This is a genomic window from Allofrancisella guangzhouensis (assembly GCF_000815225.1).
Lineage (GTDB): Bacteria > Pseudomonadota > Gammaproteobacteria > Francisellales > Francisellaceae > Francisella > Francisella guangzhouensis.
This window is the reverse complement of record NZ_CP010427.1, coordinates 749083-773109: the sequence shown is the minus strand read 5'-3', so window position 1 is coordinate 773109 and position 24027 is coordinate 749083. Positions and strand designations below refer to the sequence as shown.

The window sequence follows — 24027 nt, the reverse complement described above, 5'->3', positions numbered from 1 at the left end:
ACGGTCAGAAAACATACACATGTTAAATAATAAAAAACTATAAGTAAAGGTTGATTATGTATGATTTTATATGGATGTTAGCTAGCTATTCAACGTCTAAAGATGGTATAAATCCTATAAATAATGCCATAGACATGAGAGTAGGTGGTCCAACTTACCAAAACAATATCAATAATGGTTTTGTAGAAACTACTGTTGAAGAGTATAGTTCTATTAAAAATAGATTATTAATTTCAAAAGACTCTGCTAAACAAGTATATGAAGAGATGACTGTCTATGGAAAGAAGAAGGCTAAAGATAGTTATAAAAATGCTAAATTTATAGTATCACGTACAGACAGTTATAATCAATGTGTTAAAGAGCTAAATACGATTGTTATACCTGCTCTAAGAGATTCTTTGCGTTTTAAAAATGGTTCGCCACTTAAAATGAAATTATTCTTTACTGGACATGGGGAAACTTATCAGAAAGCAGGTGCACTATCAGCACACGAGTTAGCCTATCTTTGTGCTAGCTTTTTCAATCATCAAGGCCAAGTTAAACTACTTGAAAATGAAATTATAAATTTTGTAGAATTAGATGTGTGCGTAGCTGGTCTTTATAATGAAGAATATAATAATAGTCACATAAAACCTTTTGCTCAAGAATTTGCTCACAAGCTACAATCATATATTTATAATATGACTAGAGTATCATATGTGAAAATGCCTTTTGGAAGAAATCCAAAAGGCAATAGAATTATGGAGTATTTACCTGCATACACTAACAAAGATAATAAAATAGGATGTAATAAGTATGGACAATCATATTTAGCTGAAAAAACAAATAACAAAATTGATATTACACATCCACTTTTAAATAAATCTTACATATATGTAGATAGTAAAAATTTATTTTACGCTAAAAAGTCATTATTAGAGAGTAAAATTTCGGAGGATAACTATGAACATATGAATGATAGTATGGAAGCTTTACTGGATTATACATTAATGACTATTAGCGAAATATACTCCACACTAATTAATAAAAATATCAATAAAAACAGTGTGTACAAAAACGACCCTATTATAAATGATTCAGAAAATGCGATAAAAGAAACTTTGTTGTTATTGGAACATACCCTCAATCTAGATATAAATAAAACTTTTGATTCTATAAACAAAATGCGTAAATGTGAAAATTTTAGTGAATTCTCAGGGATACTCAAAGATTTGTTAGTTAAATATGATAATGAAATAAATAAGAAACCATTAAAACAAATGTTATTGCCTCAAGTTGCTTTAGAGCAACAAAACCTCTCTGTAATAGATTTAAAACTTTATTGTATACAAATGCTTAAAGATAAATATATATTCAATTCTTTTCATAATATATTTAGCAACCACCATTATAATAATCGAGCTATTTTTATGCTTAAATTATTAGAAAACAGTAATAGTATACCCCAAATAATAGCAATTATTGATAATGAAATTATTCTATTAGAATATGGGGTTTATATCATGCCAAAACTAGATGAGAAATACGATAATTTATATTTAGAAAGTAACCAATATGAAAAAAGTTATAAAAGCGCTTCTGTTCAGAAATCATCTTACTATAATATTTTATCTAACTTAAAGAAATATATAAAAACCCTCTAATAAGTTGTTAGATTCTATTGTAAATATTGGTGTGATAATGCTCAGACTCATTCTTAGCGCTTTAAAAATCTTAGAATTCTTATCTCTCTAAACCTTATAGAAAATAAGTAACTTAAGCAGTAAACGGTATCTTGCTAAAAATATCACAATATGCAAAAATAAAGCTTTGACATCATCCTTCTTACGGAATCATTAATGAAAAATAAAACACATCATACAACAACCTTCAAAAATAAGCTATTAATAACTATAACTTGTTACCTTTGTTACTTCTATACAGCTAATGTCGTTTTAGTGACCGGAGCTGTAATGCGTCCTTTATCAGAATATTTTGGAGATAGCAACATAGGTTTTGCTTTTACTTTTATTAATGTAGCCATGTGGTTTTCTATACTTATAATTGGTTTCTTAATGAATAAGTTTTCAATAAAGCTTTTATTAATGGTAGCGGTTACTATTGGTGTTATATCCTCACTATTTACAAGTGTTTTTCCATCAATCTTCACGCTAAAAATATTACTAACTTGCGTAGGTATTACTGGAGGATTATTTATGGCTATAGGTAGCTATATGATTGTACATATTTATAGTGACCATAAAATAAGAGCTATGAATGTCATTTTTACTGATTTCTTTTTTAGTTTTGGTGGCGCCTTAATTCCTATTTTCGCTGCATATTTAATTACGAAGAACTTTCAATGGTATACCGTATACTCAATTTTACAAATAACAGCTATAGCAATACTATTATTAACAATATTCTCTGACTTTTCAATACTTAATAGGGACACAACCGATACTAAAAACTCAAAACTTAATCTAAATTTTTCTTCGTGGAACTTTAGTTTATATTGTATAGCTTTCTCAGCTTTTTTATTTTTACTGGCACAACTAATTATGACCAGTTACGCTCAAACGTATTTCCAAGAAATACTCGGATGGGGAGCTATAGATGCTAATAAACCGTTATCTTACTTTTGGACAGCTCAAAGTATAGGTTTATTTATAAGCCCGTTAATAACTAGAGTTGTTCCTTTAAGACTTATCCTTCCATTGTTTACATTTGTAGGGTTAATCGCTTTATCATGTATTATCTATATACCTGATATAAGTACAGTTTTAAAATCTGCAGTTATATTTGGCCTATTTAACTGTTATATATATGCTGGATTACTAGCTTATGGAACTTTCCAAATGGAGAACCCACCACCTACACTAATAACCACTATTCTTTTATTTGGTACAACAGGTACAGCTTTATCTACAACTACAGGTGCTTTTATAAATAAATTTTTTGGTCTAACAACTGTAATGAATGCTGTAATTATCTTTTACTTTATATCCTTCATGTTAATCATCTTTGCTGTTATTTACTCAAAAGAAAAAAGGAAATTAATGGCTCACTAAATTCTTATATTCCACCAACCTTTTTCAAAAAAATTCTTACATCTCACACCAAACTATATATTGATTTTTTTGATAACACTTATAATTTCTTTTTGTTTTTAAAAAAAACTTTCATAGAGTATATTTATAGAAAAAGAATATAACAAGGAAAAATAATGAAAAAACATTTCTCTTTAAATACAATTTACGGTGTAATATTCGTTGCTATAATAGCCGGTATTGCATATTTTATCGCAAAAGTCCCTACTATTGCTAAGCTAGGAATTAGTCCTTTAATTATTGGTATTTTACTAGGCATGATACTAATTCATACACCTGCTAGTAGAATAATAAGTCAATGGAAAAAAGGTATAATATTTAGCGCAAAAAGAATACTCAGGTTAGCCATTATTTTTTATGGCTTTAATTTAACTTTTCAACTTATAGCATCTGTAGGACTGGCAGGCTTTTTAGTATCTATTATTATGCTAGTTTCAACCCTACTTTTAGGAATAACCATAGGCACAAAAGTCTTTCGTTTAGACAGAGATAGTTCTATATTAGTAGCTGCTGGTAGTGCTATTTGCGGAGCTGCTGCTGTACTAGCTGCTGAAGGAACATTAAAATCTGAATCCTATAAAGCCGCTATGGCTGTAGGTACTGTTGTGTTATTTGGTACAATTAGTATGTTTTTATACCCTGTTTTAATGAAAGCTGGTCTTCTAGGTAATTTGAACCAGATACAATATGGGATTTTTGCTGGTGGATCTATTCATGAAGTTGCCCAAGTAGTAGCTGCTGGTAGCGCTGTGGGTCATCATGCTGAAGAAATAGCTGTAACTGTAAAAATGCTCCGCGTAATGATGTTAGCCCCTATGTTAATAGTTATAGGTATATGGTTGTCTAAGACTGTTGTTGATGTTGCACATAAGACGCATTCTCAAACATCTACTAATTCTATTATGAAAATTATCCCTTGGTTTGCCATTGGATTTGTTATGGTAGCAGGATTTAATTCTTTAAACCTGCTACCTCACGCTGCAGTACACTCAATAGTCCAAATAGATCAATTTCTTTTAGCTATGGCTATGACTGCCCTTGGTCTTGAAACTCATGTATCTAAATTTATCAAAGCAGGAGTTAAACCTTTATTATTAGCGTTAATATTATTCGCTTGGTTATTTTTTGGTGGACTTGCTATCACTTATCTAATAACTAGTATAATTTAATGTTGAACCATAAATTCTAAATTAGTCAGAGTTCAATAATTTGCGCTTCATCTAATAAAAGTTTATTTCAACGTAACTATGCTATTTTATCACCAAATAATGTATCATATAAAAAATTCTAATAACTTTAAATTCTAACTATGAAGCCAATCGTAAATGCGGTTACTATTCTTGCTAGGAAAGCAGGAAAAATAATTCTACAAGCTCAAAATGATCTAAGCTCTATAAAAATCACTAAAAAATCTAACAATACTTTTATGTCAAATATTGATGTAGCTGTAGAAGACTTTCTTGTTGATAATATAAAAAAATTAGGTTTTGATGACTATTTTATTACAGAAGAAGCTGGTGAGTTTGGTAACAAAGAAAGTAAGTTTACTTGGATAATTGACCCTATTGATGGCACCAATAACTTTATACATGGCTTGCCACACTGCTGTATCTCTATAGCTCTAAAAAAGGATGATGAACTAGTTCTTGGTGTAATTTATAATCCATTCTTGGACCTGATGTTTAGTGCATATAAAGGACAAGGTGCCCAGTTAAATGGCAAGAAGATTAGAGTAGCACAAAGCAAAGAGCTAGATAATACTTTGATATCAGCATCATTAAAATATTCACGCAAGATTTTCAATGATAGTTATGTGGCAGAATTAATAAAACTTCAACAACAGATCGCAGGTTATAGATACTCAGGCAGTATCGCTATGGATATGGCGTATTTAGCAGCCGGGTATATTGATGGACTTTGGGCTTGTGGTTCTGTTAAGCTATGGGATATTGCAGCCGGATATGTTATCGCAAAAGAGGCTGGCGCTATTGTTACAGATATTAAAGGTATCAGTGATATCGACAATTTAGAAGTAATAGTTGCTGGAAATAAAAAAATACAACCAAAACTTATAAAGCTTCTAGCAAAACACGTTAAATAATGAATACTAGAGCTATTGCTGTTAAATCTATTACCGATGTTTTAGCTAACAAATACTCTCTTTTAACAATTGATTATAGATTGTCTCAATTGCAAATAACTGATCAAGATAAATCTTTTATAAAACTGCTTTGCTATGAATTTTTTAGAAATTATTATTCTATAGAAAAGATCACCCAAATTGTTATAAATAAAAATACTAAGTCCAATATTAAAACCCTAATAATGCTAGGAATCTTACAACTTTTAGAAATTAACCAACCTCATTATGCTACTATTAATGAAACTGTAAACGCTTGTAAAGATTTAAAAGTTATTTGGGCAAAAAAGCTTGTCAACGGTGTATTAAGAAATATTCTAAGAAATATAGAGCAAATTAAAATTGAATATTTAGAATACAAGCTTACAGATATACCTAACTGGATAACCAATGTATTCAAAGAGCAATACCCAAAACTCCACCTTAAAATAGCTAAAGGTATCAATTCTAAAGCTAATATGTTTATACGACTTAATAGTAGTAAAGACCCCAGAATAGTTACCAATCATTTAAAAGAAAACGACATTATATTTTCCACTACTAAAGTAGAAAACTGTATAAAATTAGAGACAGCTATTGATATACAAAAAAATCAACTTTTTCATAATGGGTATTTCACTGTACAAGATATATCCGCACAATACGCTGGTTGGATAATCGATCCTAAAGGTACCGATAATATATTAGATGCATGTGCTGCCCCTGGTGGTAAAACAACACATCTCATAGAATTAAATCCTGAAACTAAAATTACTGCTGTTGATATACTTGATAAAAGATTAGAATTACTAAAAAGTAATATAACTAGAATTAATCCAAGTAATAACATTAGCATAGTCAAACATGACTTATCTAAACCTTTTAATGGAAAATTTAACAAAATAGTTTTTGATGCACCCTGTTCTGCTTTAGGAACTATAAAGCGAAATCCTGATATTAAGCTTCTACGAAAACCTAAAGATATTGAAAACATTCAACAATTACAGCAACAAATTTTACAAAACTTATGGGATAATAATTTAGAAGAAAATGGTTATCTTTTATATATAACTTGCTCAATACTAAAGCAAGAAAACCAAGATCAAATAAAAAGGTTTCTAAAAAACAACCATGACGCTAAAATTGAAAAAATACTACTTCTAGAAGAGTACAAAACAGATTTTGGTTACCAAATATTACCGTTTGAAGAAAATGGTGATGGGTTTTATTATTGTTTAATTAGAAAACTAGGTTCTACCAATAAAAATAGAGCTTAATTTTACCCCGAATAAATCCGTTTTTAGGATGGTTACAACTAGTAAAAATCCTTACCTCTTATTAAATATACCTCATATAAAATTATATTTTGAATCTGTATATTTAGTAACTGTTGCAAACTAAAATTATATACTTCTAACTGTGTAAAAATATTCTTAAAATGTTCATTTACTATATCCAAACTGTGCTTTTTCGAATATTTCCACCTTGTTACCATCTGTCTAATTCAAGTTTGCAACAGCTTAATTTAATAAAAGTTGTAAAACAATATAAAAAGGAGCCATAATGTTTTTACTTGCAATCAACAAAAATGAAATAAAAAATAATGATTTTTCACTTAATAAAAACCTTTTAAGGGATATAACGCGGTCTCATATTGATCAACCAATTATGTATAATGAAGACTATTACATGATTCCTTGGTTTTATTTGTACAATCCAGAAGAAATAATTAATGATTTCTTAGTGTATACTTATGAATTTGAGATGCTTGATGCTCACTTAAAAGAACCAACTGTTCTAACATATCGAGATATTTATATTCAACAATGTTTAATCTTCCTCCATCCAATTTTAGGTAAAGTTCCAGAACAATCGCTTACTACTAAGGTTAATGCCAATATTTTAGCAAACAAGAATTATGAAAATCAACTGAAGATATTATACAATTATTTATCGGAAAAAAATAAGGGTTTGCATAAAACTCCGCCAAAAGAAGATTTTATTTCTGAAGTCAATAAAATCATGAATAATGAAATATTTCTTGACTTAAAAAATGATGCTTCATTTATAAATGAAGCAGAATATTTTATTACATACCCATCTATACAGCTTGCTTTTAAACATATAGCTATGAAATCTAGAAATATTGCAACTGGTAATTCCACTCGTTCAAAAATGCTAGTTGAAGAACTTATTAAAGATGAAAGTAGTCAACTTTATAATGCACAGGTCAAAATACTTAAAAAATGGAAGAATAAATATCAAAAATTACTATCAGAATTATCACTAGAAGAAATAAATACTCTGACTGACAAAAACAAAAAAAGTTATCAGAAAAAACCTATTCAAGAACAAACTGAAAAAGGTGCCGAAGAATATATTAATAAACAAATCGATATAGTAAAAGAGAAAAAATATAGAGAATCTTTAAATAATAATGAATATTTCCAGCATTATAAAAATAATAAAGAATCTAAACTAAAGATAAATACTCCTCAACTTAAAACGTTCTATGATTTACTTGAACATTTTATTGAAGACTTTGAAAAGATTAACATAGGAGAAAAGAACGCTCTATTCAAAATTTTCCCTAAGGTTGCATTAGGAGCTATGCTTATTAATGATACACGCAAAGTTATTACCTCAGTATTAAAAGACTATAAACATAACGTAGATGTATCAATGGTTTATACAGGCTCTAATTGGGACACCATCAAAAGAGAAGAATATAAACTTGGTGTGCTTGGTAAAGCTCCAAGCAATAACATGGCTTATAATCATTATGCCGAGTCTTCAAATATCATAGCTACACGGAATAAAGCCTGTTATGAAACTGGTATGATGCTTGGAAATGGAGTAAGCGGTCATATGGCTTCTATCCTAGATATTCATGACTGTGAAACAGCTACAGAAAAAATGACTATAGCTTGTAGTATGCTTATCTTCTGGGATAAATTTTATGATCGACAAGTGACCAATGCTCATTCATATATAGAGGTATTTGAATCTATTATGTATAAAGAAGATGATTACAGTAAGAAAATTCCCAAAATCATTTATACCAATTTTACCAATTTTTCAGGGGATATATTTACCACTTTAGTTACTTCTTATTGTAATAAAACATTTAATCCAGTTAACACTTTGTCATTGTTAGAAAATACACCATTACAAAAGGATATTTTAGCAAAGAAAGATATCAATGATAAACAACCAATCACTAACCAAAAATTTTCTAGTGAAGAAATATATCAGCTCTTCCTTGCATTACAACGAGGTGAAACTGTTTATCTTTATTAAAAGTAAACCGTTTTAATTTTAATACTGCATAATATCTTGTCTCTCTATCTATAAATTTATTGATCCAGCTTTTGCTAATGTAGCTAACCTATTTGAAGCTTTTTGATAAGAAGATTGATAAAGAGCTATTTTAAAAGGATTAAGAAGTTTGTTAAATAAGGTCCTGATATTTATATGATTTATTTGATGTGCTCTAGTTATTGAGACTTTGTATTTTAAAAAGATGGCGACTACCTACTTTCACCTGGGCAAATGCCAGACTATCATCGGCGTGTTGTAGTTTCACTTCTGAGTTCGGAATGGGATCAGGTGGTTCCTACAAGCTATCATCGCCAAAACTGTGTTTTGGTTTATAAAGATATTTAACAATTCAGCATAGAAATAGACTTAAGTCTCTCGGATCATTAGTACTGGTAAGCTTCATACATTACTGCACTTACACACCCAGCCTATCAACGTCGTAGTCTCCAACGTTCCTTACAGGTTCAAAACCTGAGAGATCTAATCTTGAAGGAGGCTTCCCGCTTAGATGCTTTCAGCGGTTATCCCGTCCGAACGTAGCTACCCGGCAATGCTTCTGGCGAAACAACCGGAACACCAGTGGTTCGTTCACTCCGGTCCTCTCGTACTAGGAGCAACTCTTCTCAAATCTCTAACGCCCACGGCAGATAGGGACCGAACTGTCTCACGACGTTCTGAACCCAGCTCGCGTACCACTTTAAATGGCGAACAGCCATACCCTTGGGACCTGCTTCAGCCCCAGGATGTGATGAGCCGACATCGAGGTGCCAAACTCCTCCGTCGATATGAACTCTTGGGAGGAATCAGCCTGTTATCCCCGGAGTACCTTTTATCCGTTGAGCGATGGCCCTTCCATTCGGAACCACCGGATCACTAAGACCTACTTTCGTACCTGCTCGAGCCGTCACTCTCGCAGTCAAGCGCACTTTTGCCTTTATACTCTTGGTATGATTTCCGACCATACCGAGTGCACCTTCGTACTCCTCCGTTACTCTTTAGGAGGAGACCGCCCCAGTCAAACTACCCACCATACACTGTCCTCGTCTTTCGACTGAGTTAGAACTTCAATAATTCAAGGGTGGTATTTCAAGGTCGACTCCACATAATCTAGCGATCATGCTTCTTAGTCTCCCACCTATCCTACACATAAATGATCAAAGTCCAGTGCAAAGCTATAGTAAAGGTTCACGGGGTCTTTCCGTCTAACCGCGGGTACGCTGCATCTTCACAGCGATTTCAATTTCACTGAGTCTCTGGTGGAGACAGTGTGGCCATCGTTACGCCATTCGTGCAGGTCGGAACTTACCCGACAAGGAATTTCGCTACCTTAGGACCGTTATAGTTACGGCCGCCGTTTACTGGGGCTTCGATCCAGAGCTTCGCCTAAGCTAACCCCTTCAATTAACCTTCCAGCACCGGGCAGGCGTCACACCCTATACTTCATCTTACGATTTCGCAGAGTGCTGTGTTTTTGATAAACAGTCGCAGCCACCTGGTATTTGCAACCCTCAACAGCTTACGTAGCAAGTACTTCACCATTAAGGGCACACCTTCTTCCAAAGTTACGGTGTCATTTTGCCTAGTTCCTTCACCAGAGTTCTCTCATAGCCTTAGTATTCTCTACCTACCCACCAGTGTCGGTTTACAGTACGGTTACTTATACAATATACTTAGAAGCTTTTCCTGGAAGCAGGGCATCAATAGCTTCGCCAAATAAATTTGGCTTCGTCTCGTATCTCAGATCATCAAGTTATCGGATTTGCCTAATAACTCTACCTACTTACTTTTACCTGGACAACCATTCGCCAGGCCTACCTAGCCTTCTCCGTCCCTCCTTCGTTTATATAAGCAGCACAGGAATATTAACCTGTTTCCCATCGACTTCACTCTTTAGCTACGCCTTAGGGACCGGCTTACCCTACGTTGATTAACATTGCGTAGGAACCCTTGGGTTTTCGGCCAATAAGAATCTCACTTATTTTACGTTACTCATGTCAGCATTCGCACTTCTGATACCTCCAGCTAACTTCTCAATTAACCTTCTTCGGCTTACAGAACGCTCCCCTACCAATATATTTAATATATTCCGCAACTTCGGTGCATAGCTTAGCCCCGTTAAATCTTACGTGCAGGCCGACTCGACCAGTGAGCTATTACGCTTTCTTTAAAGGATGGCTGCTTCTAAGCCAACCTCCTGGCTGTCTATGCCTTCCCACTTCGTTTCCCACTTAGCTATGACTTAGGGACCTTAGTTGGCGGTCTGGGCTGTTTCCCTTTCCACGACGGACCTTAGCACCCGCCGTGTGTCTCCCGTGATAAAACTTGATCGTATTCTGAGTTTGCATCGAGTCGGTAAGGTCGTAAAACCCCCCTAGTCGAAACAGTGCTTTACCCCAATCAGTCAATTCACGAGGCACTACCTAAATAGTTTTCGGGGAGAACCAGCTATCTCCGTGCTTGATTAGCCTTTCACTCCGATCCACAGCTCATCCCATACTTTTGCAACAGTATTGGGTTCGGTCCTCCAGTTAGTATTACCTAACCTTCAACCTGGCCATGGATAGATCGCGCCGGTTTCGGGTCTACTCCTAGCGACTAGGCGCTCTATTAAAACTCGCTTTCGCTACGGATCCCTTATTCAGTTATCCTCGCCACTAAAAGTAACTCGCTGACCCATTATACAAAAGGTACGCAGTCACACAACTAAATCGTGCTCCTACTGCTTGTATGCAAGCGGTTTCAGATTCTATTTCACTCCCTTTATCAGGGTTCTTTTCACCTTTCCCTCACGGTACTAGTTCACTATCGGTCATTCAGGAGTATTTAGCCTTGGAGGATGGTCCCCCCATGTTCAAACAAGGTTTCTCGTGCCTCGTCCTACTTGTTCGTATGCTTAGTTCCATCTTGATTATTTCGTATACGGGACTATCACCCTCTATCGTCAAGCTTCCCAACTTGTTCTACTATAATTAAGACTATATCATACCAGGCTCTTCCCACTTCGCTCGCCACTACTATGGGAATCTCAATTGATTTCTCTTCCTAAGGGTACTTAGATGTTTCAGTTCCCCTCGTTCGCTCTCTATCTTATATCAGATAAAGTAACTAGACTGCTCTAGTTGGGTTCCCCCATTCGGAAATCTTCGGGTCAAAGCTCATTTATCAGCTCACCGAAGCTTATCGCAGATTAACACGTCCTTCTTCGCCTCTGAATGCCAAGGCATCCACCGCTTGCACTTATTTTCTTAAGTCTATCTCTATACTAAATTGTTAAATATCTCTATCTTCATGCAAATAAAATATTGGTGGAGCCAAGCGGGATCGAACCGCTGACCCCCTGCGTGCAAAGCAGGTGCTCTCCCAGCTGAGCTATGGCCCCAAAAAAAATGGTGGGTCTGAGTAGACTTGAACTACCGACCTCACCCTTATCAGGGGTGCGCTCTAACCAACTGAGCTACAGACCCGTATCTTATTTACACTAAAATATATTATCTACAAACACTTTATCAAATTATCTGATCTAGCAATTAAGCTTTATTCTTATTATTCTTTTCGTATTTCCTTTAAGGAGGTGATCCAGCCGCAGGTTCCCCTACGGCTACCTTGTTACGACTTCACCCTAGTCATGAATCACTCCGTGGTAAACGCCCTTTCGTTAAGCTATCTACTTCTGGAGCAACCCACTCCCATGGTGTGACGGGCGGTGTGTACAAGACCCGGGAACGTATTCACCGCGACATTCTGATTCGCGATTACTAGCGATTCCGACTTCATGCTCTCGAGTTGCAGAGAACAATCCGGACTAAGAGTACCTTTCTGAGTTTCGCTCCACCTCGCGGTTTGGCAGCCCTCTGTAATACCCATTGTAGCACGTGTGTAGCCCTGGTCGTAAGGGCCATGATGACTTGACGTCGTCCCCACCTTCCTCCGCCTTGTCAGCGGCAGTCTCAATAGAGTACCCAACTTAATGATGGTAACTATCAATAGGGGTTGCGCTCGTTGCGGGACTTAACCCAACATTTCACAACACGAGCTGACGACAGCCGTGCAGCACCTGTCACACAGTTCCTAAAAGGCACCAATTCATCTCTGAAAAGTTCTGTGGATGTCAAGACCAGGTAAGGTTCTTCGCGTTGCATCGAATTAAACCACATGCTCCACCGCTTGTGCGGGTCCCCGTCAATTCCTTTGAGTTTTAGCCTTGCGGCCGTAGTCCCCAGGCGGAGTACTTATCGCGTTAGCTGCGCCACTAGGTCCTTTACACCGAACCCAACAGCTAGTACTCATCGTTTACAGCGTGGACTACCAGGGTATCTAATCCTGTTTGATCCCCACGCTTTCGTCCCTCAGTGTCAGTATTAGTCCAGAATGTTGCCTTCGCCATCGGTGTTCCTTCTGATCTCTACGCATTTCACCGCTACACCAGAAATTCCCCATTCCTCTACTATACTCTAGCTTGACAGTATCAAATGCAGTTCCAAGGTTGAGCCCTGGGCTTTCACATCTGACTTATCAAACCACCTACAGACCCTTTACGCCCAGTAATTCCGATTAACGCTTGCACCCCCCGTATTACCGCGGCTGCTGGCACGGAGTTAGCCGGTGCTTATTCTTTAGGTAACGTCAATTCCATTAGCTATTAACTAACAGACCTTCCTCCCTAACTAAAGTGCTTTACAACCCTAAGGCCTTCTTCACACACATGGTATTGCTGGATCAGAGTTTCCTCCATTGTCCAATATTCCCCACTGCTGCCTCCCGTAGGAGTTTGGGCCGTGTCTCAGTCCCAATGTGGCTGATCATCCTCTCAAATCAGCTATGGATCGTCGCCTTGGTAGGCCCTTACCCTACCAACTAGCTAATCCAACGCAGGCTCATCCATCCGCGGCAGCCAAAGCCACCTTTAATCCTCAGATATTATGCGGTATTAACAGTCGTTTCCAACTGGTATCCCCCTCAAATGGGTAAATTCCTACGCGTTACTCACCCGTCCGCCACTCGTCAGCATCCGAAGACCTGCTACCGTTCGACTTGCATGTGTTAAGCATACCACCAGCGTTCAATCTGAGCCAGGATCAAACTCTTCAGTTTAATCTAATTCTCTGACTCAATCACTAAACTCAAATTTATCAACAAAGTGTTTGTATATAATATATCTCTTAAATATCTATCCAGCTTCACAGCCTCTCTCTACCGCTAACATCACCCGTCAGCCAGTGAAGTCATATAATACACATCACTCTCTCACAACGCAAGAGCTTTTTTAAATTTTTTTCTACTTTTTTAGGGGTTTTTGCAGTAACTTATCCTTTACCAGTTCTACACAATATAAATAACAACCGTGAGATATTATTTTTTGTAAACAATAGTTACATTTAAGTAGATAAATAATTTAATAATTTAATCTACTTTTTTCCACGGATCTCCGTTAGAAGGAGTATTCCCTTGTGTCCACCATTTAGCTTCGTATGTATGACCTTGATATTTTGCTGTTTGTCCGGTTGTGTATATATCTTTCGAGTTCCATTCACCTCCAGAAACATAGGGTTTTTCCCACGGACCTCCATTAGCAGGAATATCTCCCTGTGTCCACCATTTAGCTGTATATTCTATACCTTTATAGATAACTTTATCACCTTTGTTATAGATCTTATTAGAATCCCAAGTATTTTCAGATGCTTGTTCTGTAGTAAAACTTTCACTATTAGAAATACTATCATATCCTTCTGCGCTAGCAGTTACAATTAAAGTATAGTTCGTATTAGCTTCTAAATTTACAAACTCAACACTTGTTCCTACACCATTAAATATAACATCTCCACCAGCATCTTTAAGCTTGTAACCATATGAAATAGCTTCATTATAAGTATCTCTAACCTCTGCTTGCCAACTAGCTTTAGCACTATTTGTAGTTATAGATGAAACAACTGGACTATAAACCCATACTAAAGACTTTGCTTGACATTGACCTTCTGTATTAAAACTAATAGATGCTGATTGCGATTCGTAACCTTTTATATTAGCTATAACCGTTACATTATACTTCGTAGCTTTTTCTAAACCAGATAGACTATAATTTAGATCCACAACATTCTCAGCAATTTTTTGATTATTCAATAAAATTGTATAACTTGCTTGATCTTTAATATCTGGTTTAACCCAAAATATTTCTGCCGTTGTTTGCCCTATAGATGTAGCTTTTAAGTTACTTTCCCAACCAAAAGAAGGAGAAACCTTATTATCAGGAACATTCGCATCACAATTATAAGCCAGATTAGAACCCAAATTGAAAGCTTTACAAGTTGCTTGTAAAACATCTTTAGGAGTAGGCCAATTACTATCCCAATAGTTCAAATAATCTTTATCATATCTCTGATCTTTATAAAGGTCCCACATAATCATTCCAACGGATCTACCTGATTGAGCCTCAGACTTCAAAATTTCAGTCATTTCGTCAATTGATAATGCAAAAGCATTACCGGTTTCTTTAGTGGGATATGCTGGCTGACCAATCTCAAAACCAAACTGAATTTTTCTATCTAAATCGAATGTTCCTGGAATAATCGTTTGATTATTTAGCTTAGTTGAAGTATCAGAAGCAGCTCCCAAGAAATGATAATACTCATCCATGTAATACTTCACTTGGTCCGCTAAAGTTTGCGCTCCATTTAAATATTGTCCATCACTCTTAGACAAATCATAACTCATAACAGATAATGCATCTAAATCTTTAGCTATACTCTCATCTTTATATGCTACGTTATACATTAATCCCTTAAGATTGCCGTAATACCAAGGGCTACCATTTTTAAGATGATCGCTCGAACTCCAAGCAAGAACGTTTGTAGGCACTGCACCAACTGCAGGTAGAGCTGCAGATAATTTGAGATCAGGATTAATTTTTTGAATATTATCATGAACCGTTTTGATAATAGCTGCAAACTTATCTACTGTCTCTGGCATCGCTCCAGGGTTTCCTGTATTAATTTCTCCTTGTACTTGACCATTTACATTTTTAAGTTGATTGGATATTCCCATAGATTTCATTAAATCTCGAAACTGTTGATAAGAAATATCTCCGTCTTTAACAAAATCTTTTATTTGCCATTTATTATTTAAAAGGGTAGACAAGGAATAACTATTTAGATCTGCATGCCAAAACTCTTCATAATCAAGATCTATACCTGAAGCTCCCAAATCATTTGCCAATTTAACCAAATTCTCATAAGCAACATTTGCCTGCTGTGATGACGCAGGATCTTCAAACTCACCCCTTTTATAATTTTCAAAAGCAGATGCTTGAGTATTTTCAGGAATTGGATTAGGGAAAGTATCATATAATCCATCCTCTGGACCACACATATTTGCTCTGGGTGTTTGCTGGCCCAATGCATTTAAAGACTGCGTATATAGGTTAGGATCACAACTAAAGTTCCATCCCCCAACTGCAAGATAGACATGAACACCTGACCTTTCAAATTGAGATATAATATTTTTTAACCTTTGAAAATCTTCTCTTGCTTTAGAATCCTTTTGAAAATTTATGATTTTTTCAGAAGACCAATTGCGATCAATAAAGTATCCAAATAAACCTGTTCCAGCTAAGCTACCAGACTGGTAATAAAATAAACTTGGTTGAACAAATGAGAGAATCAACTTATTGAAGTTTGTCCCTTGCTCTGTCACTTCATTTGCTAATGTCTGAAACCTTTCTAACGAAGCCCACTGTGATCCAGAATCACTATCGCCCAAGTAATATGCTGAAACCAACGGTTCTTCTTGCTCACCTAACACATTAGAAATAGCTGCGGCATCTGAGATACCAAAGCTCACTAACATAAAAGATGTCCATAAACTTAATTTCTTTTTCATAAACTTCTCACATAAAAATTTTTTATTGACAAATGTTATACTGCATTTCTCATAATTTCAATATTATTTTTATTTTTATTTAAAATAATATTTCAAAAAACAAAATTTGTTTGATTTTTATTTTTAAAGTTTTATACTATAAAAATAACAGATGTAAAAAATCTTAAAACTGGAGTATGGAACTTTAAATTTAATGAATAAGATGCAATTAGCTTTAGCAATGCTTTCAACGAATAGGATACTTTGTTAATTTTAAACCAATAATCATTAATTATTACGTCATTAAATTGCTAGATTGTATTCATTAGTTTACGATTACAATTACAGTTAACGAATGTGACTGTTTACATTAAAACTAAGGAGAGAAAAATGGATATAAAAAGAAAATTAGTCTCGGTAGTAACCTTAACCCTAATGGGGTCTTCAGCTTTTGCTGCTGAAGCCTGGTCTACTTCCAATCTAAGTAGCTATTCTGCAGGTACTATTGTAACTGATGAGGGCAAAACTTATAAATGTAAACCTTGGCCACAGAGCGGCTGGTGTAAAATAGCTGCATATAAACCTGCTGGAACATATGGTGCTGATGCTTGGGATGAAACAGGTCCTGGGCCAAGTCCAACTCCTTCTGAGCAGGTTACAGCAAGTGTTTCTATTAACGGTGAACTTCCTACTACCGCTGAAGTTGATTTTGTAAGTTCAAAAGGAACTTTTGCTGTTTCAAATGGTAAGGTTACTTTAGAGTATCCAAAAGATGCTTCAGAAACTTATACCGTTAAACTTAAAAATGACGAAGGAACTATTTCTCCTTCTACAGTAACAGTTTCAGCTGCTACTACAACTATTGCGTTAACTTATACTGCAAAGCCTGCCCCTGAACCTACACCAGGGATAAAAGCTTGGGATCCTTCCGCTATTTATAATGGAGGCGACCAAGTAACCTATAATGGCTCTATATACGAAGCTAAATATTGGACTCAAGGTAACAATCCTGAAACTTCTGGAGAATGGGGACCTTGGAAGCTAATAGGTGAAGATCCTGCTCAAGAAATGGCTACGTTAGATTTTACAATACCTACAAAACCTAGTTTTATAACATCAGATGAGAAACCTAGTATAAGTATTTTCAATGAAAATGATGTTAAAGTAGCAGAAATTAAAAATGCAGCCTGGGGTTCTAAAGCTAAAATAGATGTACCAGCTGGTAAACTAAAAGTCCAAGTAGCATCTATTGGAACAAGTCAAGGTATAGCAACTCCTAATAGCTTCTCTATAGCTAAAGATGAAACTAAAAACATTTCAATAAATTATAAGCAAGCACAAGTAGGATCTATAAACCTAACAGCTAGTGCAGATAATAATGCGGTTAAATCAACTACTTATACAATTAAAAATAGTACCGGGGATGTAGTATCACAGGGAGAGGTTAACTTCACATCAGCTACAGTAATAGATAATTTACTAGCTTCAGATGAGGGCCTAAAATACACTATTTCTGCTAAAAGCTTTACTTATAACGGTTATAGCTATGAAGCTCAACCAATAGTTGTAACTGTTACAACAGGAAACAGCGCAGATGCGCAGCTTAACTTTACTACTACAAAAATAGCTAGTGTGAGAGTAATCGTAACTGTATCAGATATGCCAAACGATAAAGAAACAACTTTACATTTTACAAGTAATAGTGGCTCTAGTCAGTTATTAAAAGTAGCAGATAATGGTGTATATACAGAAGAATTGCCAAAAGATGGTGATACTTGGAATATAACAACTGATAATATCTCTGGATATAAGGCTAATATAAGTCCTAATCAGTTTAATACTAACCAAAATCAGCAAAACGTAACGGTTACTTTTGAACAAGTTGCCCCTGTTGAAGCTGGTAAAAAAGTTATAGGATACTGGGAAAATTGGAAACCTGCTCTACCAGAGATGGAAGGATCTGGTGGAGATAAATCTGCTGATTACTATAAACCAAGTTTTGCTAACTACAGTCATGTGTTATATTCATTCTTAACACTATCTAACCAACCAAATTCTGATAACCCACCAAATACTAACTGGGATGGTAGCGCCATATATGAAACTATGACGTTGAAACCAGTCTTAGAGGTTATGAATGATACTACTTATAGCTATAACTGGCAAGCTGGCAAAATTAAAGCTATGATTGACGCTACTCACCAAGAAGGTAAAAAATTTATTTGGGCTATAGGAGGTTGGTCAGATTTACAACAAACTATAAAACCCGAACAAATAGATAGTTTTGTAACGCAGTGTGTTAATTTACTTAAGCAATATGGTGATGGTATTGACTTTGACTGGGAGCACTTACACCAGTTAGCTAATGGCCAACCAAACCCTAATGCTAAAGAACAAACAGATACACTAGCAAAAACAATGCTAAAACTTCGCCAAGCTCTTGATGACGCTGGAATGTACGATAAAGAAGTGGGTTACACAACTAGATTTAATGCTTTCTTTGGAAACAGTGAAGATCATGGTTTCCCAGCTAAATTTAATTCTGATGGAGAAGGCTTAGCTATAGATGGTTGGCTAAAAGATCATGGTAGCTCACTTAATGAAGTAGTTAATTGGGTTAATATCATGGCTTATGATGTGGGTCCAGAATATATGCCAAATGGTCAAACTTGGAATATGGAAGTATATAAAGACGTTTTAAACTCATTTAGTAAACACGTTGATCCAAACTTAGTTATCCTTGGATTTGAACCAGGTGGACAAGCAGCTGGTGGTATCTGGGAAGGCATGGACGTTAGCAAACAAGCTATTGATTATGTTGCTAACAATAACTATGGTGGAAGTATGTTCTGGGCTATTAATCAGCCTCCATATAATAGTACTGAAATTACAGGTCTAAATGCTGATAAACTAGCTGCATACTCAAAAGAGCAATTTGGTCTTGATGATGAATAAACTTTCTCAAACTATCTAACTTTAATAATCCTTCTACCCTTAAAATTCTCAAATAGTTTTTAACCAAAATATTTCCAAAATACTCTAATTTCCGTTATATTGGTGTAGTATTATTTTTTGTCATTAGTAAAAAATGAGGTCAACTACATGGATAAAAATTTTTATTTACAAATTAGAGATAAAATCAAAGAAATCAAAGACAGTGGGACATATAAAAGTGAACGAATTATAACCACCCCTCAGGAACCTTTAATAAATTTAGAGGATGGTCAAACCTTAATCAACTTTTGTGCAAACAATTATCTTGGCTTCGCTAATAATCCTGAGTTAGTTGCTTATGCAAAAGAGCATATCGAAGAATGTGGATATGGTATGGCATCTGTAAGGTTTATTTGCGGAACAAATAGTGTACATAAACAATTGGAAAAAGAATTAAGTAACTTTTTTGAGTTTGAAGATACTATTTTATACCCTTCTTGCTTTGATGCTAATACAGGCTTATTTGAAACCTTACTTTCTAAAGAAGATGCTATTATCAGTGATTCCTTAAATCATGCCAGCATAATAGATGGTGTTAGACTCTGTAAAGCAATGAGGTTTAGATACAATAACAACAATATGAAAGATCTAGAAGATAAGCTTATCGAGGCTGATAAAGCTGGTGCTAGATTTAAGATAATTGCTACAGATGGTGTCTTTTCTATGGATGGTATAATCGCAGATTTAAAATCAATTTGTGATTTAGCTGATAAATACAATGCTATAGTTATGGTTGATGACTCTCATGCTGCAGGTTTTATAGGAAAAAATGGTAAAGGCTCAATAGAGTATTGTAATGTTATGGGGCGTGTAGATATTTTAACAGGAACACTTGGAAAAGGCTTAGGTGGTGCATCTGGTGGCTACATATGTGCAAAAAAAGAAGTAGTAGATTTGTTAAAGAATCTCTCTCGTCCATATTTATTCTCCAATGCTTTAGCACCTATTATTACCAAAACATCCCTAAAAGCTCTTGAGATAACTAAAAATTCTGATCAATTAAGAGAACAGCTTCAAGCTAATCAACAACGATTTAGAGCAAAAATGACAGAGGCTGGTTTTGATTTGATCCCTGGTGAACACCCTATTATACCTGTTATGATATATGATGAGAAAAAAGCAGCAGCTTTTGCTGATAAGCTTCTTGAATATGGAATTTATGTTATAGCTTTTTCATATCCTGTAGTTCCAAAAGGTAAAGCTCGAATTAGAACTCAGATGTCAGCAGCCCATACTTTTGAGCAAATAGATAAGGCTGTTGATAGCTTTACAAAAGCAGCTAAAAAGCTGGAAATCATATAAAAATTTACAAAAAATAAGGAATTCTTAAATATGAAGGCTTTAACAAAATTAAAGAAAGAGCCTGGTATTTGGATGGTAAATGATGCTCCTATACCAGAATACGGTCATAATGACATTTTGATTAAGATAAGAAAAACTGCCATCTGTGGCACAGATCTACATATATATAACTGGGATAAATGGTCTCAAGAAACAATACCTACACCTATGATTATAGGACATGAATTTGTTGGAGAGGTTGCAGCTAAAGGTGATGAAGTAAAAGGATTTAATATAGGCGATAGAGTATCTGGAGAAGGACACCTAGTATGTGGTCTTTGTCGTAATTGTAAAGCTGGAAAACGCCATCTTTGTAGATCAACAATTGGTATAGGAGTAAATGTACAAGGTGCTTTTGCTGAATACTTAGTAATGCCAGCTTCTAACGTTTTTAAAGTTCCTGACACTATCTCTGACGATATAGCTAGTATTTTTGACCCACTTGGTAATGCTGTACACACAGCATTGTCATTTAACTTGACTGGAGAGGATATTCTTATTACAGGTGCCGGACCTATTGGCCTTATGGCTGTTAAAATTGCAAGGTTTTGTGGAGCTAGAAGAATTGTTGTAACTGATATTAATGAATATCGACTTAAAAAGGCAAAAGACCTTGGTGCTACTTTTGTTTTTAATGCAGGGGCCTTTAAGTCACAAGATGAGCTAACCAAGGGTATGAAAGATATAATGTCAGGTATTGGTATGACAGAGGGTTTCGATATAGGCTTAGAAATGTCAGGTATAAATTCTGCAATATCAATGATGCTAAATGTAATGAACCACGGTGGTAAAATGTCTTTGTTGGGTATTTCAGCTGGTGATATTACTCTTGACTGGGCAGCAGTGTTATTTAAAAGCCTTATTCTAAAAGGTATATACGGTAGAGAAATGTTTGAAACATGGTATCTTATGTCTAGTATGATCCAATCTGGGTTAGATATAAGTCCAGTAATTACTCATAGATTTGATATAGATGACTATCAAAAAGCTTTTGACACTATGAAAAGTGGTAAATGTGGTAAGGTAGTTTTAGATTGGAGTAAAAAGTGAAGAAACCAAACTATACAAATACAGTAAAAATAGACGTACAATGGGTTTTCACACTTTTTGGAACAGCTATTGGAGCTGGGCTTCTTTATTTACCAATCCAAGCCGGTGATAGTGGTTTTTGGGCATTAGTGACTGTGCTTGTTTTTGCGTTTCCCTTAACTTACTATTCTCATAAAAATATGGCTAATATTGTTATTAGTTCTGATGATGGCGGTATCACAGAAGTTTTTACACATAATCTAGGAAAACTTTTTGGCTTAATCTGTGTGATATTATATTTCTTTGCTATTTTCTTAAACATGCCCATGTACTCTATAGGTTTGAATAGTGAATTAGGTAATTTCTTATTGTATTATAATATTACTGACTCTAATCTCTCTCAAAGTATCTGGTTTAGTTTTTTTATTTTATCTATCCTTTTAGTAATAGTATCTTTAGGTATAAACATAATACTTAAATTTATGCAATTTATAGTTTTATTTCTTATAATATTAGTAGTTGCGCTTTCTGTATATATAATTCCTTATTGGAACGGTAAATTTATAACAGAAAGTAGCTTTAACTTAGTTAGTTATATAAAAGGGGTGCTTATGGTTTTACCAATTCTTATATTGTCTATGAACCATTCTCCTGTTATTTCTAGCTTAGTAATATTTTATAGAGAAAACATCAAACTTAAACACGAAGATGAAAAAGCTAAAGTATATAAAATACTTAAAATTAATTCATTAATTCTATTTCTTTTTGTGCTACTTTTTGTAACCTCATGTTTACTAAGCACTACTGTTTCTGATCTTCACAGAGCGAATATAAACAATCTTTCTATAGTAACCCTGATACAAGAGCAACATCATAGTGCTTTGTTAAATATATTAGCACCAATGATAGTATTTACAGCTATTATAAGCTCTTTTATTGGTTGTTATATAGGTTCAAAAGAAGCATTAAAATATTTGTTTAGATATTTATTCAAAAATATTTGTAATATACAAATCAAAGATTCTCTAATTAATATACTTTGTATAGCTATTATTTTCTTAGTTTTATGGATTTGTACAATATGTAACCTTAGTATACTCCATATAATAGGGATTTTAGTTGCCCCTACAGTAGCCTTTTTACTATATATATTACCTGTAATAATCATTTATAAAAATATAAAATGTAAAGAATATCGTAAGGTTATATTAGATTCATTATTGGTGATAATCGGAAGTATAATAATTTTTGGATATATAATAGGATTGCTACTTAACTAAACTTGGCAAAGCCAATTTATTAGTTCCAAATCTTCTTGAGTAGTTACTTTAATATTATTTCTAGATCCTTGGGTAATTAGAGGACTAACCCCATACAACTCTAATGCTGATGCCTCATCTGTAACTAGTTTTGCTAAATTATTGAGCTTGCAATGTTCAAAAGCTTTATACAACAAACTAAGCTCACATAGTTGAGGAGTTTGAGCTAACCATATATAATCACGATTAAGAGTTTTATCTATAGTAATTGGGCTATTAGAAGTCACCTGCTTAACCGTTTCAAAAGCTCTAATACCTAAAACCCCACTTTTACTCTTAGATTCCTTAACAGCTTCATACAAATTTTCAATATCTTGAAACATAACATTTGGCCTAGCTGCATCATGGACAAATATCCAAGTAGTTACCTTCGGTTTTATTTGTATTTGTTTTAAAGCATTATAGACACTATCAAAACGTGTGTCTCCACCTGTACAAGTAACTATTTTAGGATGGTTAAAATATATAGAATCTTTCCATAAGTTATCATCTTTATTAAGGGATAATATAACTTTATTGAAAAAATCAGAACTGACAAATTTTTCTAGAGTTGTATCCAGAATAGTCTTATCACTTATAAGCTTAAAATACTGTTTAGGAATATCAAGTGCCATTCTAGTTCCAATGCCTGCTGCTGGAATTATTACATATTTACTAGAATTACTTAACACTGTAAAAGACCTCGCCTTTTTTTATCAGACCCATGTTTTGGCGAGCTAGGCTTTCTAATACTTCACTGTTTCTACGTAATGAAACAACCTCAGAATATAACTGCGCGTTAGTTTGTGATTGCTCATAACTTTCTTTAGTTTTGGCTTTTACTGTTTTTATTAAAGACTCATAACTAATTAGCCCAGTATCACTATACCATAAATCATATTGTAATATAGCAGTCAAGAGTAACACTACAGATATAAAAATATAAAAAAAAGTATTAGATCTTCTAGTACCCATTTTTTAAAAA

At 34.6% G+C, this 24027-nt stretch carries 13 protein-coding genes, 2 tRNA genes and 3 rRNA genes; 10 read left to right on the top strand and 8 right to left on the bottom strand.

Translation table 11 applies throughout. The features are described 5' to 3' along the window. Positions 1 to 56 precede the first annotated feature (56 nt). The 6 genes from SD28_RS03600 (at position 57) to SD28_RS03575 (ending at position 8508) form a co-directional block, all read left to right on the top strand. Positions 57 to 1643 carry a hypothetical protein gene (locus SD28_RS03600; protein WP_039124169.1) on the top strand — a complete coding sequence of 529 codons (1587 nt, stop codon included), beginning with the start codon at positions 57 to 59 and terminating at the stop codon, positions 1641 to 1643. 195 nt (positions 1644 to 1838) lie between these two features. Further along, positions 1839 to 3050 (top strand): MFS transporter TsgA, encoded by a 1212-nt coding sequence (tsgA, locus tag SD28_RS03595; protein WP_084593812.1) that lies wholly within the window; start codon positions 1839 to 1841, stop codon positions 3048 to 3050. A gap of 155 nt (positions 3051 to 3205) precedes the next feature. Beyond that, complete coding sequence (locus tag SD28_RS03590) at positions 3206 to 4258, top strand: YeiH family protein (protein WP_039124167.1); 1053 nt, start codon at positions 3206 to 3208, stop codon at positions 4256 to 4258. 140 nt (positions 4259 to 4398) lie between these two features. Next, a complete protein-coding gene (locus SD28_RS03585) occupies positions 4399 to 5190 on the top strand; it encodes an inositol monophosphatase family protein (protein WP_039124163.1) in 792 nt (263 codons plus the stop codon). Further along, positions 5190 to 6485, top strand: a complete 1296-nt coding sequence (gene rsmB / locus SD28_RS03580; protein ID WP_039124161.1) for a 16S rRNA (cytosine(967)-C(5))-methyltransferase RsmB — start codon at positions 5190 to 5192, stop codon at positions 6483 to 6485. Before SD28_RS03585 ends, rsmB begins: the two co-directional genes overlap by 1 nt. Positions 6486 to 6771: 286 nt before the next feature. Continuing rightward, entirely contained in the window at positions 6772 to 8508 is a 1737-nt protein-coding gene (locus SD28_RS03575; RefSeq protein ID WP_039124159.1) for a hypothetical protein, read from the top strand. A gap of 221 nt (positions 8509 to 8729) precedes the next feature. Here SD28_RS03575 and rrf read toward each other — a convergent pair. From rrf to SD28_RS03545, 6 genes are all read right to left on the bottom strand, one after another. Next, positions 8730 to 8845, bottom strand: a 5S ribosomal RNA gene (rrf, locus tag SD28_RS03570). Positions 8846 to 8891: 46 nt separating this feature from the next. Continuing rightward, a 23S ribosomal RNA gene (locus tag SD28_RS03565) occupies positions 8892 to 11780 on the bottom strand. A 52-nt stretch (positions 11781 to 11832) separates the two neighbouring features. Then, positions 11833 to 11908 (bottom strand) — tRNA-Ala (locus tag SD28_RS03560). Between the two features lie 8 nt (positions 11909 to 11916). Beyond that, positions 11917 to 11993: transfer RNA gene (locus SD28_RS03555), tRNA-Ile, on the bottom strand. A gap of 100 nt (positions 11994 to 12093) precedes the next feature. Further along, positions 12094 to 13620 (bottom strand): 16S ribosomal RNA (locus tag SD28_RS03550). Together the 16S, 23S and 5S rRNA genes with 2 tRNA genes alongside form the textbook arrangement of a ribosomal RNA operon. A 309-nt stretch (positions 13621 to 13929) precedes the next feature. Continuing rightward, complete coding sequence (locus tag SD28_RS03545) at positions 13930 to 16401, bottom strand: carbohydrate-binding protein (protein ID WP_084593810.1); 2472 nt, start codon at positions 16399 to 16401, stop codon at positions 13930 to 13932. Between the two features lie 369 nt (positions 16402 to 16770). Here SD28_RS03545 and SD28_RS08245 point away from each other — a divergent pair, with 369 nt between their 5' ends. From SD28_RS08245 to SD28_RS03525, 4 genes are all read left to right on the top strand, one after another. Next, positions 16771 to 19335, top strand: a complete 2565-nt coding sequence (locus SD28_RS08245; RefSeq protein WP_039124156.1) for a glycosyl hydrolase family 18 protein — start codon at positions 16771 to 16773, stop codon at positions 19333 to 19335. 147 nt (positions 19336 to 19482) lie between these two features. Continuing rightward, positions 19483 to 20676 carry a glycine C-acetyltransferase gene (locus tag SD28_RS03535; RefSeq protein ID WP_039124154.1) on the top strand — a complete coding sequence of 398 codons (1194 nt, stop codon included), beginning with the start codon at positions 19483 to 19485 and terminating at the stop codon, positions 20674 to 20676. Positions 20677 to 20706: 30 nt separating this feature from the next. Then, complete coding sequence (gene tdh / locus SD28_RS03530; protein WP_039124152.1) at positions 20707 to 21765, top strand: L-threonine 3-dehydrogenase; 1059 nt, start codon at positions 20707 to 20709, stop codon at positions 21763 to 21765. Beyond that, the gene (locus SD28_RS03525) at positions 21762 to 23024 is read left to right on the top strand and encodes an amino acid permease (protein ID WP_039124150.1); all 1263 of its coding nucleotides are present in this window, start codon (positions 21762 to 21764) and stop codon (positions 23022 to 23024) included. The genes tdh and SD28_RS03525 overlap by 4 nt, the downstream gene beginning before the upstream one ends. Here SD28_RS03525 and SD28_RS03520 read toward each other — a convergent pair. Both SD28_RS03520 and SD28_RS03515 read right to left on the bottom strand, forming a co-directional pair. Continuing rightward, positions 23021 to 23677 (bottom strand): IspD/TarI family cytidylyltransferase, encoded by a 657-nt coding sequence (locus tag SD28_RS03520; RefSeq protein ID WP_052251916.1) that lies wholly within the window; start codon positions 23675 to 23677, stop codon positions 23021 to 23023. The two genes, SD28_RS03525 and SD28_RS03520, sit on opposite strands and share 4 nt — an antisense overlap. Before the next feature lie 46 nt (positions 23678 to 23723). Continuing rightward, positions 23724 to 24017, bottom strand: coding sequence for an FtsB family cell division protein (locus SD28_RS03515; protein ID WP_039124145.1), 294 nt, complete (start codon positions 24015 to 24017; stop codon positions 23724 to 23726). Positions 24018 to 24027 lie beyond the last annotated feature (10 nt).

What these genes read in the sequence shown, in the direction of transcription:
- tdh (WP_039124152.1), top strand. Translation starts at nt 20,707, where the DNA reads ATGAAGGCTTTAACAAAATTAAAGAAAGAGCCTGGTATTTGGATGGTA.
- SD28_RS03585 (WP_039124163.1), top strand. Translation starts at nt 4,399, where the DNA reads ATGAAGCCAATCGTAAATGCGGTTACTATTCTTGCTAGGAAAGCAGGA.
- SD28_RS03590 (WP_039124167.1), top strand. Translation starts at nt 3,206, where the DNA reads ATGAAAAAACATTTCTCTTTAAATACAATTTACGGTGTAATATTCGTT.
- rsmB (WP_039124161.1), top strand. Translation starts at nt 5,190, where the DNA reads ATGAATACTAGAGCTATTGCTGTTAAATCTATTACCGATGTTTTAGCT.
- tsgA (WP_084593812.1), top strand. Translation starts at nt 1,839, where the DNA reads ATGAAAAATAAAACACATCATACAACAACCTTCAAAAATAAGCTATTA.
- SD28_RS03520 (WP_052251916.1), bottom strand. Translation starts at nt 23,677, where the DNA reads ATGGCACTTGATATTCCTAAACAGTATTTTAAGCTTATAAGTGATAAG.
- SD28_RS03535 (WP_039124154.1), top strand. Translation starts at nt 19,483, where the DNA reads ATGGATAAAAATTTTTATTTACAAATTAGAGATAAAATCAAAGAAATC.
- SD28_RS08245 (WP_039124156.1), top strand. Translation starts at nt 16,771, where the DNA reads ATGGATATAAAAAGAAAATTAGTCTCGGTAGTAACCTTAACCCTAATG.
- SD28_RS03575 (WP_039124159.1), top strand. Translation starts at nt 6,772, where the DNA reads ATGTTTTTACTTGCAATCAACAAAAATGAAATAAAAAATAATGATTTT.
- SD28_RS03600 (WP_039124169.1), top strand. Translation starts at nt 57, where the DNA reads ATGTATGATTTTATATGGATGTTAGCTAGCTATTCAACGTCTAAAGAT.
- SD28_RS03545 (WP_084593810.1), bottom strand. Translation starts at nt 16,401, where the DNA reads ATGAAAAAGAAATTAAGTTTATGGACATCTTTTATGTTAGTGAGCTTT.
- SD28_RS03515 (WP_039124145.1), bottom strand. Translation starts at nt 24,017, where the DNA reads ATGGGTACTAGAAGATCTAATACTTTTTTTTATATTTTTATATCTGTA.